General features: G+C 64.7%; 12 protein-coding genes. 7 read left to right on the top strand and 5 right to left on the bottom strand.

What is annotated here, in order from left to right:
- Positions 1-14 precede the first annotated feature (14 nt).
- The 3 genes from CSQ95_RS19165 (at position 15) to CSQ95_RS19155 (ending at position 4,028) form a co-directional block, all read left to right on the top strand.
- Entirely contained in the window at positions 15-920 is a 906-nt protein-coding gene (locus CSQ95_RS19165) for an AraC family transcriptional regulator (RefSeq protein ID WP_099410659.1), read from the top strand.
- Positions 921-975: 55 nt separating this feature from the next.
- On the top strand, positions 976-1,902 hold the full coding sequence (locus CSQ95_RS19160; protein WP_099410658.1) for an AraC family transcriptional regulator: 927 nt from the start codon (positions 976-978) through the stop codon (positions 1,900-1,902).
- 71 nt (positions 1,903-1,973) lie between these two features.
- Entirely contained in the window at positions 1,974-4,028 is a 2,055-nt protein-coding gene (locus CSQ95_RS19155) for an esterase-like activity of phytase family protein (protein ID WP_099410657.1), read from the top strand.
- A gap of 102 nt (positions 4,029-4,130) precedes the next feature.
- Here CSQ95_RS19155 and CSQ95_RS19150 read toward each other — a convergent pair whose 3' ends face one another.
- Together CSQ95_RS19150 and CSQ95_RS19145 are read right to left on the bottom strand one after the other, a co-directional pair.
- A complete protein-coding gene (locus CSQ95_RS19150) occupies positions 4,131-6,221 on the bottom strand; it encodes a S9 family peptidase (protein WP_257218106.1) in 2,091 nt (696 codons plus the stop codon).
- Between the two features lie 118 nt (positions 6,222-6,339).
- Positions 6,340-7,047, bottom strand: coding sequence for a glutathione S-transferase family protein (locus tag CSQ95_RS19145; RefSeq protein ID WP_099410655.1), 708 nt, complete (start codon positions 7,045-7,047; stop codon positions 6,340-6,342).
- A gap of 112 nt (positions 7,048-7,159) precedes the next feature.
- On the opposite strand from CSQ95_RS19145, the gene CSQ95_RS19140 reads away from it, so the two are divergent.
- The 4 genes from CSQ95_RS19140 to CSQ95_RS19125 all read left to right on the top strand — a co-directional run bounded on the left by CSQ95_RS19140 (position 7,160) and on the right by CSQ95_RS19125 (position 11,596).
- Positions 7,160-7,525: a helix-turn-helix domain-containing protein gene (locus CSQ95_RS19140; protein ID WP_099410654.1), complete on the top strand. Its 366-nt coding sequence runs from the start codon at positions 7,160-7,162 to the stop codon at positions 7,523-7,525.
- 60 nt (positions 7,526-7,585) lie between these two features.
- On the top strand, positions 7,586-8,182 hold the full coding sequence (locus CSQ95_RS19135; protein WP_121668978.1) for a hypothetical protein: 597 nt from the start codon (positions 7,586-7,588) through the stop codon (positions 8,180-8,182).
- Positions 8,183-8,559: 377 nt separating this feature from the next.
- Positions 8,560-9,816, top strand: coding sequence for an HD-GYP domain-containing protein (locus tag CSQ95_RS19130; protein WP_099410652.1), 1,257 nt, complete (start codon positions 8,560-8,562; stop codon positions 9,814-9,816).
- A 145-nt stretch (positions 9,817-9,961) separates the two neighbouring features.
- The gene (locus CSQ95_RS19125; RefSeq protein ID WP_099410651.1) at positions 9,962-11,596 is read left to right on the top strand and encodes a PAS domain-containing methyl-accepting chemotaxis protein; all 1,635 of its coding nucleotides are present in this window, start codon (positions 9,962-9,964) and stop codon (positions 11,594-11,596) included.
- On the opposite strand, the gene CSQ95_RS19120 is transcribed toward CSQ95_RS19125, so the two are convergent.
- The 3 genes from CSQ95_RS19120 to CSQ95_RS19110 form a co-directional block, all read right to left on the bottom strand.
- Complete coding sequence (locus tag CSQ95_RS19120) at positions 11,568-12,416, bottom strand: DUF2071 domain-containing protein (protein WP_099410650.1); 849 nt, start codon at positions 12,414-12,416, stop codon at positions 11,568-11,570. The genes CSQ95_RS19125 and CSQ95_RS19120 overlap by 29 nt on opposite strands.
- Before the next feature lie 169 nt (positions 12,417-12,585).
- Positions 12,586-13,368: a 3-hydroxybutyrate dehydrogenase gene (locus CSQ95_RS19115; RefSeq protein WP_099410649.1), complete on the bottom strand. Its 783-nt coding sequence runs from the start codon at positions 13,366-13,368 to the stop codon at positions 12,586-12,588.
- A 71-nt stretch (positions 13,369-13,439) separates the two neighbouring features.
- Positions 13,440-14,528, bottom strand: coding sequence for an AraC family transcriptional regulator (locus CSQ95_RS19110; protein ID WP_099410648.1), 1,089 nt, complete (start codon positions 14,526-14,528; stop codon positions 13,440-13,442).
- Positions 14,529-14,605 lie beyond the last annotated feature (77 nt).

The following is a 14,605-nucleotide window of genomic DNA, read 5'->3' as shown; positions in this document are numbered from 1 at the left end:
GGGGAGGGCGCGCCATGCCACCGTCGTTGCCGCAGATGGAGCTGGAACAGCAGCGCGACGCCACGCCCGGCTTCGAGCCGAAAGGCAGTTTCGGCTTCATCCGCTACCTGGAGCACGGCTTTCCGAATGCGCTGGTGCGCTGGCACTATCACGACGAGTACGAACTGCACCTGATCGTCGAGAGCAGCGGCAAGGTTTTTGTCGGCGACTATATCGGTCAGTTCACGCCCGGCCACCTGGTGCTGACGGGGCCGCGCGTGCCGCACAACTGGGTCTCGCTCGACACGCCGGCCGAGGGCGTGGCCCTGCGCGACATGGTGATCCAGTTCGGCCATGCGCCGCTGGCGTCGATGGCGGCCGCCATTCCCGAATTGAAGGGCATCTTCCCGCTGCTGCAGCGCGCCCTGCATGGCGTGGAATTCTTTGGCGTCAGCGAACAGTCGCTGCGGCGCTTCCGGCGCATCCGCGACAGCAGCGGCCTGCCGCGCTTCATCGAATTTCTCACCTTGCTGGGAGAGCTGGCGCAGACCAGCGACTACCAGCTGCTGTCGACGGTGCCCATGCAGTCAAGCGACGATGACGTGGCGCTGGCGCGCATCAGCTCGGCCATCAACTTCATCGTGCACAATTACAGCAGCCAGTTCTCGCTGAAACAGCTGGCCGAGCAGGTGGACATGCCAGAGCGGACCTTTTCCCGCTTCTTTCGCAGCGCCACGGGCAACAGCTTCACGGACTTCGTCAACCGCCTGCGTATCAACAAGGCGTGCCAGCTGCTGATGGAGACGGAGCGCTATGTGAGCAACATCTGCTACGAGGCGGGTTTTAACAATGTGGCCAATTTCAACCGGCGCTTCCTGGAATTGAAGGGCATGACGCCGAAGGAATTTCGCCAGCAGGCGCTGGGCCGTTTTGGCGAGTGAAGCTTTTTGAGGTACATTCGATGGCACGGGCGGGGACAGCCTGAGAGAGACAAGCATGGAACACCTATGGCACAAGGACAGCGAGCGCAAGGCGCCCGAGCTGGAACGCGAAAGCTACGACGGCATCATCAATTACCTGGAACATGGCTATCCCAGCTCGCGCGTGCGCTGGCACTGCCATGAAGAGTATGAGCTGCACCTGATCGTCGCCACCAGCGGGCGCCTGTTCGTGGGCGACTATATCGGCGAATTCTCGCCCGGCCACCTGGTGCTGACGGGCCCGCGCCTGCCGCACAACTGGATTTCCAACGTGATGCCGGAGGGCGGCGTGGCCCTGCGCGACATGATCGTGCAGTTCGCCCATGCGCCGCTGGCGGGCGCCGCGCGCGTGATTCCCGAACTGCGCGAGTTGCTGCCGCTGCTCGAGCGCTCCAGCTATGGCGTGGAGTTTTTCGACATGGGCCACGAGGCCGAACAGCACCTGGAGCGCATCCGCGCCACGCATGGCGCCGAGCGCTTCGCCGAATTCGTGCAATTGATGAGCAAGCTGGCGCGCACGGCCAACTACCGCCTGCTGTCGAGCGCCTCCCTGCGTTCCTACGACGATGACGCCACTCTGGCCAAGGTCAATTCCGTCCTCAACTACATCACGGAGAATTACCGCGAGCCGATTTCGGCGGAAATGCTGGCCGAGCAGGTGGGCATGTCGCTGAGTAAATTCTCGCGCTTCTTCCGCAAGGCGACGGGCAACAGCTTTACCGATTTCGTCAGCCGGCTGCGCATCAACAAGGCGTGCCAGCTGCTGATGGACACCGACCAATACGTGTCGAACGTCTGCTACGACGTGGGTTTCCAGAACGTGGCCAACTTCAACCGCCGCTTCCTGCAGGTGAAGGGCGTCACGCCCAAGGAATTCCGGCGCCAGGCCGATGGCCGCTTCGGCGGCATCGGCGGGCCTGTTGCGGATACGCCACTGGCGTGACGGCTGTCATGGGCTTGTCACTTTGAGCAGTTACTCTCCACGGCTTCAACCCCACCTTAGCCGAGGAATGCATGAACACTGCTGTAACGTCGACCCCGAAACTGACCCTGCTGGCCATCGCCGCCGGACTGGCCCTGGCCGCCTGTGGCGGCAGCGATAATCCGCCTGCGGAGCCTTCCAAGCCCGTGGCGCAGACGGGTGTGTTCCTCGACGGCGCGGTGGAAGGACTCGATTATGTGGCCGGCAGCGCGGCCAAGGCCAGCACCAACGCCAAGGGCGAATTCATTTGCAACCCGGGCGAGACGGTAGCCTTCAGCGTGGGCGGCCTGGCCCTCGGTTCGGCCCCATGCGGCGCCGTCGTCACGCCGCTGGCGCTGGCCGCCAGCACGAATGTGGCGGACGACAAGGTCGTCAACCGCCTGCTGGCGCTGCAACTGCTCGACGACGACAGCGATCCCTCGAACGGCATCAAGCTGACGGCCGAAGTGAAGGCCGCGCTGGCCGGCAAGACGCTGGACTTTGCCGGCGCCCCCGCCGTCTTCAACGCGGCCCTGGCCGCACACCTGGCCAGCGTGGGCGGCAAATTCGCCGGCCGCACGGTCGATGCGGAACGCCGCGCACTCGTGCGCGAGCATTTCGAGGACACCCTCGCCTCGAAAGCGGGCGCGCCCGTCAACGAAGCGCTGACGCAAGCTAATCCTGTCGGTGAAGTGAAAGTCACCGTGACGCGCTATCAGATCCAGGCGGCCGACAAATTCTATGTGCCGTACGAAGGCGCGAACGCCAAGATCAAGGGCGAATTCCCGAACGGCTTCCTGCCGTCGTACGGTTCCGGCCTGGCCTACAAGGGCAAGAACGCGGCCGGCGACCTGGAATTCTATGGCTTGACGGACCGCGGCCCGAACGGCGACGGCCCGCTGGTGCCCGATCCGTCGGGCAAGGGCACCATCGGCAGCAAGATCTTCCCGTCGCCCAGTTTTACCCCGTCGTTCGGCGTGATCACCGTGGGCAAGAACGGCGCCGTGCTGGGTTCGTCGACGCCGATCAAGGTGTCGGCCACCGTCAACAGCTCGGGCTTGCCCGTGCCCGTGGGCGCGGTCGGCAATTCTGCCGAGATTCCCGTCATGGATGCGATGAAGTTTGACGCCGCCGGCAAGGCCGTCTTCAATGCGGGCGGCCTCGATTCGGAGTCCATCGTCGTCGATGCCAAGCGCAATGCGCTGTGGGTGTCCGACGAATACGGTCCCTTCATCGTCAAGATCGACGCCGCCACCGGTATCATCCAGGCGAAATACGAGCCGGGCAAGGGCTTGCCGGCGCTGTTCGCCAAGCGCCGCGCGAACCGCGGCATGGAAGGCATGACCTTAGACACGAGCAACGACAAGCTGTACGCCTTCCTGCAAAGCCCTCTGTCCGACGGCACGGCACCATATTCTGTGACGAAGAAGAATGAACAGGTCGAGCGCTTTGCCCGCTTCACGCGCTGGATCGAATTCGACCCGGTGACTGGCACCAGCGGCAAGATGTATGCGTATCCGCTCAACGCGGCCGACTACCAGGATGGCCGCACGGGCAACGCCAAGCTGGGCGACATGGTGGCGCTGGGCGGCGGCAAGTTCCTCGTCATCGAGCAGGGCGCCGCGCCGTCGGGCAAGGTCTTCAACAAGCTGATGCTGGTCGAACTGAAGGGCGCCACCGACATCGCGGCCGCCGCCTTCAACGCGACGACCTCGGACCTGGAGAAGAGCAGCATGGGCGGCGCCCCCGTCAATGGCGCCGACTGGGCCGCTGTCACGCCGCTGAAGAAAACGCTGCTGCTGGACTTGAACGCCATCGGCTGGGCGGCGGAAAAGGCCGAAGGCCTGACCCTGATCGACGACTCCACCATCGCGCTGGCCAACGACAATGACTTCGGCCTGAAAACCAAGGTCTTCGACGCGAATGGCGTGGAAGTGGCGGACGCCGACGTGACCAAGTGCACGGTCGATGCCAATGGCACCATCGTCACGAGCAGCGCGGCCGGCTGCAATGCCGCCAACACCATCCGCGTGGCGCGCGGCGACGACCGCGAGCGTCCTAGCCGTTTGTGGATCGTGAAGTTCGCCAAGGCGCTCAATACGTATTGATGTAGTTTGACGGACGTAAAAAAGCCGCAGGCGTGAGCTGTGCGGCTAGCGTAGAGCTGGGGTCAGACCCGACGGGTCTGACCCCAGATTTTGCTTTTTGGTTTACTTTTTTGTATAAGTGTTGAGCCAATCGAGCACCGTGTGATGCCACAGCAGCGAATTGGCCGGCTTCAGCACCCAGTGGTTTTCGTCCGGGAAGACCAGCAGCTTGCTCGGGATGCCACGGCGCTGCAGCGCGGTGAAGGTACCCAGGCCTTGCGCCGTAGGGATGCGGAAGTCCAGGTCGCCCTGCACCACCAGCATCGGCGTCTTCCAGTTCTTCACGAAGTTGACGGGGTTGAACTGCTCGTACTTGGCTGGCGCGTCGTAGTAGGTGCCGCCGTTTTCCCATTCCGTGAACCACAGTTCTTCCGTCGCGTAAGCCATGCCGCGGTTGTCGAACACGCCGTCGTGGTTGACCAGGCACTTGAAGCCGTCCGGCCAGTTACCGGCGATCCAGTTCATCATGTAGCCGCCATAGGACGCGCCCAGCGCGCAGCTGCGCTCGCGGTCCAGCCACGGGAACTTCTTGGTGGCCGCTTCCAGACCCTTTTGCAGGTCGACCAGCGGCTTGCCGCCCCAGTCGCCGCTGATGGCATCCGTGAACTTCTGGCCATAGCCGGTGGAACCGTGGAAGTCGATGAAGACGGTGGCGTAGCCGGCGCCCGCATACACTTGCGGATTCCAGCGGTAGCTCCAGCTGTTGCCGAAGCTGCCTTGCGGGCCGCCGTGCACCAAAAAGGCGATCGGATACTTTTCGCCTGCCTTGGCATTCCATGGCTTCATGACGTGGCCGTAGACGGTTTCGCCATCCGCGCCCGCGAACGAGAACTGTTCATATTCGCCGAAGCGCACGTTGGCCAGCGCTGCCGCATTCTGTTTCGTCAGCTGGACCATCGGTGCCGATTCGGACTTGGCGTCGAGCTTGCGCGTGTACAGCTGCGCGCCCGAGGCCAGGTTCGCTTGCGTCAGCACGATGGTATTGCCGCGCACGTCGAAGTCGCCCACGGCGCCTTTGCCCGTCAGCGCGTTGACCTTGCCGCTGGCCGCGTCGATGTGGAACAGGCGGTGCTGGCCCACGTCATCGGCGGCGACGAGGAAGGCCTTGCCGTCCGGCGTCCAGCGGAAATCGGCCACGGAACGGTCCCAGTCGTCGGCCACGGTGCGCTTCTTGCCCGTGGCGACATCCATCAGCACCAAATGAAAACGGTCCGCTTCGAAGCCCGGCCTGGTCATGGCGACATACGCGAGGGTGCGGCCGTCCGGCGAATAGCTGGCTTTCGCATCCCAGGCCGGATTGTCGGCCGTGAGGTTGCGCGGCGCCTGGCCGCCCGCGGCCGGTATCGTATAGACGTCGAAGTTGGTCGACCATGATTCCGTGCGGCCGGCCACGCGCACGGAGAAGGCCACCGTCTTGCCGTCCGGGCTGAAGTGGTATTCGCCGTTGTCGCCGAATGGCTTCGATGGCGCGTCGCCATCGAGGGTGCCGCTCAGGCTCACGGGCGCGGCGCTGACCTTGCCGGCCGCGTCTATCGGTGCCGAATACAGCGCATTGCGGCGGCCGTCGGCCCAGGTATCCCAGTGGCGCACGAACATCTGCTCGTAGACCATGCCGCTGGCCTTGTTTTTCGCTTTTTCATCGAGGCGCTTTTTCGTGCAGGCGATGTCCGCGCAATCGAGGAAGACGCCCATGCTGAAGGCCAGGCGGTCGCCCTGCGGCGACAGGCGGTAGGTATCGACGTCCAGCGCCAGGTCGGTGACCTTGGCCGCTTCGCCGCCGTTCAGGGGCAGTTGCCACACTTGCGAGGAGCCGGAGCGGCCCGAGAGGAAGTAGATGGCGTCGCCGTTCGGCGACCATTGCGGATCGCTGGCGCTGGCGTCGCCGCGCGTGAGCTGGCGCGGTGACGCGTTCGGCGCGCGCAGGTCGATCATCCACAGCTGCGTGTTGCCGCGGTTTTTCTCCAGGTTGGTCGTACGCACCGTGTAGACGACGCGCGTGGCGTCCGGCGACAGCACGGGGCTGCCCACCCGTTCCATGGCGACCATGTCTTCCACGGTGAAACCGCGCGGCGCGGCCGGCGCCGGTTCCGCAGCAACGGCGGTGGTGGCCATGGCGGCACTGAATGCTCCCAAGAGCAGCAGACGTAAACTCATTCAAACTCCCGATTCTGATGACGACGTTATCGATATGGTATTGACGTGGCCGGCTGTACCGCCGGCAGCCCGACATCATAGCAATAAAGACGCGCCCGCTGCGGGAGTTGACCGCCGGTTAGCCGGCCGGAACTGCCAGTTGGTCGAGCGCCACATGGCCCAGGAAACCGCCCCGGCTGGCGGCCGGCAAGCCCGCCTCGATGGCATGGGCAAAGCGGATGCCGGGGTCCTGTTCCAGCGCCGCCAGCACGCGCGCCACGTGCGGATAGTCGCTTAGCCGCGCCAGCTGCAGCGGCTCGGCCCAGCGCGCCGTGGCGGCCAGGTAGGCGTCTGCAATCGTCGGCGCGGCATCGGAAGCGAGCCAGGCGCGGCCATCGAGCAGGCGTTCCAGGTGTGCCAGGCTTTTGTTGACCTTCTCGACGGCCATTTCGCGCCAGATGGCCGCGCGCGCATCGCCTTCTGCCGCGCGCGACGCCTGGAAGGCGGGCATGAAGGCCGCGTGGAAGGTCGTGTGCAAAAACGAGAGCGCGCTGTTCAGGCGGTCGCAGGCGGGCGTGCCCTGCGCAAAGCCCAGGCCGCTGTCCGGCGCGCGGGCGGCGATATGCAGCAGGATCGCCATGCTTTCCAGCAGCGGCGTGCCCGCGTGCGTGAGCAGGGCCGGCGTCTGGCCCAGGGGATTGATGGCGAGAAAGGCCGGATGCTGCTTGCTGGCCGGGTCGCGCGCTTCGACGCGGGCCAGGCGATACGGCAAGCCGCTCCATTCGAGGGCGGCGATGGCGGCAAACGAGCAGCCGAACGGCACGCTGTAGATCAGGGTGGTTTCCATGCTGAAGCTCCATTCAGGTGAGGGAAGGGCAGTCTAATCGCGATGCTTACTATTTGGAAGAAGGCAGAATAATGTGGTATAGGTACATTTTTTATACCAGATAAGGATCGCCATGAAGGACAATGTCTCCGGCTGCGCAGTGGAAGAAGCCATGCGTTTGCTGGGCGGACGCTGGAGAGTGGTGCTGCTCAGCTATCTGATGGCGGGGCCGAAGCGCTTCAGCGAAATCCGCCGCGCCGTGCCGAATATCTCGCAGCGCATGCTGACCCTGGACTTGCGCGCGCTGGAAGAGGCGGGCTTGCTGACGCGCACGATCTATGCGGACGTGCCCGTCAAGGTCGAGTACCAACTGACGGACGAGGGCCTGCGCCTGCGCGAGCTGGTCGAGATGCTGCGTGCCATCGGCCTGCGCCTGCGCGGACAGGCGGACGGGGGCGGCGCCTTTCTCGCGCCCGATGCCGTGGATAGTTCTCTATAGGAACAGCTGTTTTTATGCAAAGTGTTAGACTGCCGGCCTTTGATCACTACTTTTGACACCATGCGCCTGACTACCCTCGCCCTGACCGCCGCCGCCCTGTTCGCCGCCTTGCCGGCCCAGGCCGCTACCATGCCCACGCTCGAACACATCCAGGCCGCCGTGCAGGCGGGCGTGGCCAAAACGCAAGCCAGGATGCAATCGTCGATACCGGTTCCCATTCCCGTCAAGGCCACCAGCCTGCAGGGTTGCCAGGATTCGCAGGAAGTGCCGGGCGAGGTGGTGTGTCTGATCGGCATGAGCGCCGGCATGCGCGACGGTTTTATGGTCTTGCCGCTACGTAACGATAACGGTACCTGGGTCGGCGTCGAGCGCAAGGATGCCAAGTTTGCGGGACCGTCGCCGGCCGAGGCGCAAGCGATGATACGCGCCTGGGCCAAGGAAGAAGTGGCGCGCAATCCGGAGGCGGCCAAGGACGTGCAGATGCAGGAAGCGCAAAGCACCATGCAGGTCAAGGCCGTCAACGAGTGCGACGTCAAGCGCAAGACGGGCTACCTTGTGTGCGATACGCAATTGAGCGTGCCGAGCCGCCCGGAAGGCATCAAGACGGAACTGACCTTCATGCTGGAAAACGCCGGCTGGCGCTACGTGCCGCGCTAAGCTGCCGGGCGCCACCCCGCTCGCCCAGCAGCCTGACATTCCTTTCTGCATAGCGCCAGCCCCACTTCGGGGCGTCTGGCGCTCACGCACTTCCCTCCTGCACGTCCAGCCTGCGTGGCGGCCCATGCGGCCGCCGGCAGGCATATCGCATCCCTCATCGGCACCAGACATACAGTTCAGCGTAGGCAATATGGCTGAATTGATATATTTGTTGATTCAATATTTTATGAAATGAAAATGATAGAATTGGTGATTATTTTTATTTATGTTGTGATTCTGCCATATAAAGCAATATATTTGGTGTAATCGTTATTTTTGGCGTATGATATTGATAATGCGCAAGTAAATGCTGCGATCTGAATGTCTGGAGAACCGCCGTGCTGAAAAAAATAACGAGTAGCGAACTGATGCTGGGAATGTATGTCGAACGTCTGGGCCGTTCCTGGCTCGATACCCCTTTCTGGACGCGTTCTTTCTTGCTGGAGTCGCCGGCTGACCTCGAGCGTATCCGCTCGGCACGCCTGTGCGAAGTGTGGATCGACACGACGCGCGGGCAGGCGCCGCAAGTCGCGCCGCCCGCCGTGCCTTCTGCCGCGCCGCCGGCCGCGGCAGGCGCTCCCGCGGCCGCGCCAGCGACGGTGCCCGCAAGCAAAACCGTCGCCGATCCGGGCCCGCCCCGCTCGCGCGAGGAGGAACTGGCGCGCGCCCGGCGCCAGATCGAACGCTCGCGCCAGGCCGTGCAGACGATGTTCGACGAGGTGCGCATGGGCAAGGCCTTGTCCGCGGCGCAAGCTTACGAACTGGTCGACGATATTGCCGCCTCGATGCAGCGCGGCGGCGACGTCCTGCTGGGCCTGGCGCGCCTGAAATCCGCCGACAATTACACGTATATGCACTCGGTGGCCGTGTGCGCGCTGATGACGGCGCTGGCCAGGGAGCTGGGCCTGGCGCCCGAGCAGGTGCGCTCGGCCGGCCTGGCGGGTTTGCTGCACGATATCGGCAAGATGGCCGTGCCGTCCGCCATCCTCAACAAGCCGGGCAGCCTGAGCGAAGCGGAATTTTCCTCCGTGCGCGCCCATCCGGCCGCCGGCCACCGCATGCTGCAGGAAGTGGGCGAGATCGATCCGGTAGCGCTCGACGTGTGCCTGCACCACCATGAAAAACTCGATGGCAGCGGCTACCCCAAGGGGCTGCGCAGCGAGGAAATCAGCCTGTTTGCGCGCATGGGCGCCATCTGCGACGTGTACGACGCGATCACCTCGAACCGGCCGTACAAGCAGGGCTGGTGCCCGGCCGATTCGCTGCGCCGCATGGCAGGCTGGCGCGGCGGGCACCTGGACGCGCAACTGTTTGCCGCCTTCGTCAAATGTCTGGGCATCTATCCGCTGGGCACCCTGGTGCGGCTGCAGTCGGAGCGCCTGGCCGTGGTGGTGGGACAGGCGCCGGGCAAGCCGCTGACCCAGCCCACCGTGCGCGTGTTTTTTTCCATCCGCGCCGGCACCTGCATCGTCCCGACTCTGCTCGACCTGGCCGCGCCGGGTTGCCAGGAGCGCATCGTTTCCACGGAAAGCGCAGCCCAGTGGCGCCTGCAGGACATCGACCGTTACTGGGCCGGCGAACCTGCCGTGGCATGACGGCCGGCAGGGCCGTAATAAAGTGCATTTTGTTAATAATAAAATATTAAAATAATGGTGCCAGTGCCGTGCCCGCTTTGCTGGCTTGCGACCGTTCCTTGTCCGCAAACCCGTCACCGTACGGGCTACTTTTGAGGATGTGACCATGCGACTCAATCTTCCCGTCAGCGATACCGAGATCACACTGAGCGATAGCGAGACCATCGTCTCGACTACTGACTTGCAAGGCAATATCACCTATGCCAACCCGTATTTCATCGCCGTCAGCGGTTACAGCGCGGAAGAATTGATCGGCGCGCCGCAAAACATCCTCCGGCATCCGGACATGCCGGCCGAAGCGTTCGCCGATTTCTGGGCGACCATCCGCTCGGGACGCTCGTGGAGCGGCATGGTGAAAAACCGCTGCAAGAGCGGCGATTATTACTGGGTGCTGGCGAACGTGACGCCGGTGGTCGAAGACGGCGTGGCCGTCGGCTACATGTCCGTGCGCACCAAGCCGACGCGCCAGCAAGTGGCGCAGGCGTCCGCCCTGTATGCGCGCATCAAGGCGGGGCAGGCCGACGGCATCGTCATCAGCCAGGGCGCGGCCGTACGCACGGGCTGGCTGGCCAGACTGGCGCGCTTGCGCGACCTGCCGCTGGCCCAGCGCATCGGCTGGAACCTGGGCTTGCTGAGCCTGGTATTACTGCTGCAACTGGCGTGGAATGCGGGCGCGTTGCCGGCTGCGGCCCACGGCTGGCTGACGGGCTTGTCCGTGCTGGCCTTGTGCGCGACCCTGTATTTCTGGCACAGCTTGCACCGCGCCGTGCTGCAACCGCTGCAGCGGGCGCGCCAGGCCTGCGACGTGATGGCGGGCGGCGACCTGACGGGCGAGCTCGACACCACGCGGCGCGACGAGATGGGACAGTTGCTGCGTTCCTTGCGCCAGTTGCGCGTAAACCTGCATTCCATCGTTGGCGACGTGCGCGGCAATTTCTTGCGCATCAGCATGGCCAGCCAGGAAATCGCCGCCGGCAATATGGATTTGTCCGGCCGCACGGAAGCGCAGGCCTCGGCCCTGCAGCAGACGGCGTCGAGCATGGAGCAGCTGGCGGCCACGGTGCAGCAAAATAGCGGCAACGCCGTGCAGGCCAGCGACATGGCGGGCAAGGTGCACGGCCTGGCCGGGCGCGGCGGCGAAATCGTCGGGCAGATGGTCCGCATGATGGAGGGCATTAACGTCTCGTCGAAGAAGATTGGCGACATCACGGGCATTATCGAAGGCATCGCTTTCCAGACGAATATTCTGGCCTTGAACGCGGCCGTCGAAGCGGCGCGCGCGGGCGACCAGGGGCGCGGTTTTGCCGTCGTGGCGGGCGAAGTGCGCAGCCTGGCCCATCGCAGCGCGGCGGCCGCCAAGGAAATCAAGCAATTGATCACGGCGTCGCTGGAGCAAGTGCAGGCGGGCGCGAAGCTGGCGCAGCAGGCGGGCGTCAGCAGCGCCGAAATGCTGGGCGCCGTGCAGGGCGTGCACGGCATCATGGAAGAGATCGCCTCGGCCTCGCGCGAGCAAAGCCATGGCATCGGCCAGGTCAATATGGCCGTCACGCAAATGGATGAAGTGACGCAACAGAACGCGGCGCTGGTCGAGGAATCGGCGGCCGCCTCCGCATCGCTGCAAGACCAGGCCTTGCAGCTGGAGCAAGCGATGGCCCTGTTCAAGCTGGAGCGGCGGCGCGGCGGCCCGCCCGCGCCCGCGCCGGAGCGCCGCGTTACAGCAGGCGCTCTGACAGCGCCTTGAAGGCAACCTTGGGCACGAGGAAGGCAAACGGCTTCGATACGGGCGGCAACTGCCCCAGCAAGCCGCAGTCGGCGCGCAAGGCTGTCAGCGCTTGCACTTGATCCACATCAACGGGCAAGTCGATTTCGCCGAAGACCAGCTTGCCGTTGCGCGGCACGTGCGCGATGGCCCCATCCTGGCAAGCGAGGAAAGCGACGGCGTCGCGCCAGTTGCCGAATAGCGCTTGCCAGTCGGCATCGAGGCCATGCGCCGCCGTGATGGCCGCCTGCACGTCGAGCGCCGGAGCGCTGCCGGCGCCGCTGGCAATGCTGCAGCGGGCCTGCGTGGCCGTGACGTCCAGCGCCATGCCGGCGGCCAGGTGCGTGGGCAGGATATCGCTGAACAGCCGCGTGCCCAGCGCATGCGGCAGGCTGGCCATGATGTTTTTCAAGAAATATACGCAAGGAACGGCCGGTGCGCCCGGCGGCGTATGGTCCAGGTACAGGCGCCAGTTGCTTTGCAGGGGAGACGGCAGCAACCGGCGCAGCGGGCCGAGCAGGGCAGGGCCGAAATGCCCATGGCGGTAGGTCAGCACGGTGAACGGCGTCTTGCCGTCGCGCTGCCACAGTGCCACGCCTGGCGGCAATAATGTCTGCGCGGCAGCGGCATCGACCAGCCAGCTCACGTAGACGACGTCGCGCACGTCGCTGCGCAGGGTCAGGAAGGGCAGGCGCGACATGACGGCCTGGCGCAGTTCGGCGAAATGCGTGCAGTTGGCGAGCGCGGCAAACAGGCGCCCCGGCCAGCCCGCGCGCGGGTGGCGGTAAGTGTTGTCTTGCAATTGGGAACTTTCGGGGAAAAAACTGAGAGGTAACACTCACGCAACAGCGCCCGTCCACATCATCGCGAGCGGCAGCGATGTGTGGCCGAGACGCGCAGCTGTGCTGGAGCACAGCGAGCATCGCAGGCCGCACAGGGCGCCGTGCAGCCGATGTGGGCGGGCGTCACTACTACTGCATGTGCCAGCCGTGGCTGACCACGATCGATTGGCCGCTCAGGGCGTTCGACGGGAAGGCGGCCAGGAAGATGGCCGTTTGCGCCACGTCCTGCGTGGTGGTGAATTCGCCGTCGATGGTGTCTTTCAGCATCACTTTCTTGATCACGTCTTCCTCGCTGATGTTCAGCTGGGCCGCCTGTTCGGGGATTTGCTTGTCGACCAGCGGCGTGCGCACGAAGCCGGGGCAGATGACGTTGGCGCGGATGCCGTCTTTCGCGCCTTCCTTGGCCACCACCTTGGCCAGGCCCAGCAAGCCGTGCTTGGCCGCCACGTAGGCGCTCTTGAATGGCGAGCCTTCGTGCGAGTGCACGGAACCCATGTAGATGATGGCGCCGCCGCGGCCCGCCTTGATCATTTCGCGCATGCAGGCGCGCGTGGTGAGGAAGGCGCCGTCCATGTGAATGGCCAGCATCTTTTTCCATTGGTCGAACGGGTAGTCGACGACGGGGCTGATGATCTGGATGCCCGCATTGCTGATCAGCACATCGATGCCGCCGAAGTGGGCCACGGCGTCCGCCACGCCCTTGTCGACCTGCTCTTCGCTGGAGACATCCATGGCGACGGCAAACGCCTGGCCGCCCGCTTGCTTGATTTCCTCGGCCGTCTTGCTGGCCGCTTCCAGGACCAGGTCGGCGATGACGACCTTGGCGCCCTGTTTTGCGTATTCGATGGCCATTTCCTTGCCGATGCCACTGGCGGCGCCGGTAATCAGTGCGACTTTGTCTTTGAGTTGCATATTAATCCTTTGCATTGCGGGTTGGAGTGATCGTGGGAAGTCAGACTTTGCCAGTATAGCCAGAAAACGCGTCAGGCATGGCCCGCGCACGCCTGTAAGCCGGCTTGCTTTTCCTGTAATTGCTGCAGGCGCCAGGCGCCGGGATTGGTGCCCGACCAGGTGCGGAACGCGTGGTTGAACGCGCTTTGTTCCTGGTAGCCGAGCAGGAAGGCGATGTCGACCAGCGACAGGTCCGGCTCGCGCAGATAGTCGCGCGCCAGGCCATAGCGGGCCTGATCCAGCAGGGCCTGGAAGCTGGTGCCCGCGTCGGCCAGCTTGCGCTGCAAGGTGCGCGGCGTGACGGCCAGTGCTGCGGCAACGGTGGCCAGCCGCGCCGAACCCTGACGCAAGCCTCCCACGATGGCCGCGTGCACCTGCGCATCGATGCCGGCGCCCGTGTCCGCTTCGGCCTCGCGCTGCGCCAGCAATTGTTCCGCATGCCGGCACAGCACGGGGTACAGGCTGACGTCCGCGTTCGGCACGGGCCAGTCCAGCAATTGCGCGTCGAAGGTGGCCGTGTTGGCGGGGGCGTTGAAGGCGGGCAGACTGCCCAGCACGCGCACGTATTCCTCGCGGTGCGCCGCATGGCGCAGCAAGTCGCCGCCGCCATCGTGGGTAAAGGCCAGCCGGGCCGGCGGCAGCGGCATGCCCGCCAGCCAGTCGCCGCACACGCGTATGCCGGCAAAGACGCTGTCGACCAGGTGCCGGCTGGCGCCCGGATAGCTGCTGGCCCAGCGGTAATGTGCGATGGCGCCGTCGCGCTGCAGGGTCGAGCGGCCCAGGTCGTGCGCCAGCCGTTCATAGCGGGCCGTCTGTTCCAGCGCCTGGCCCACGTTGCTGCAACTGAGCAGTATCAAGCCGTAGGCGCTGTAAGTGCCCATGCGCACGCGCTGGCCCACGTGCAGGCCGAAATGCGCGTCGCCCGCCAGCAGCGCGCCCGCATCGAGCAGGCGCACGTAGTCGCGTGCGGCCAAGCCCAAGCCAGGCGCGGACGCTTCCAGGCCGTGCGGCGCCACGCCGGCCGCCTGCGCCAGGGTGCCGCTATCGATGCCGTGGGCGCCGGCCGCTTCCAGCAGCGGCAGCAGATAGGCGCCGGCGACCCGGCCGTCAGTGCTTGTCATGATGGAACAATGCGATTGTCATGAAAAACCAATACCCTTCGTCTGTGGCGGCATATGCTATTGATCTAGCAAGAAAA

This window comes from Janthinobacterium sp. BJB304, from assembly GCF_002735765.1.
GTDB lineage: Bacteria > Pseudomonadota > Gammaproteobacteria > Burkholderiales > Burkholderiaceae_D > Janthinobacterium.
This window is presented reverse-complemented; position numbering and strand designations above follow the sequence as displayed.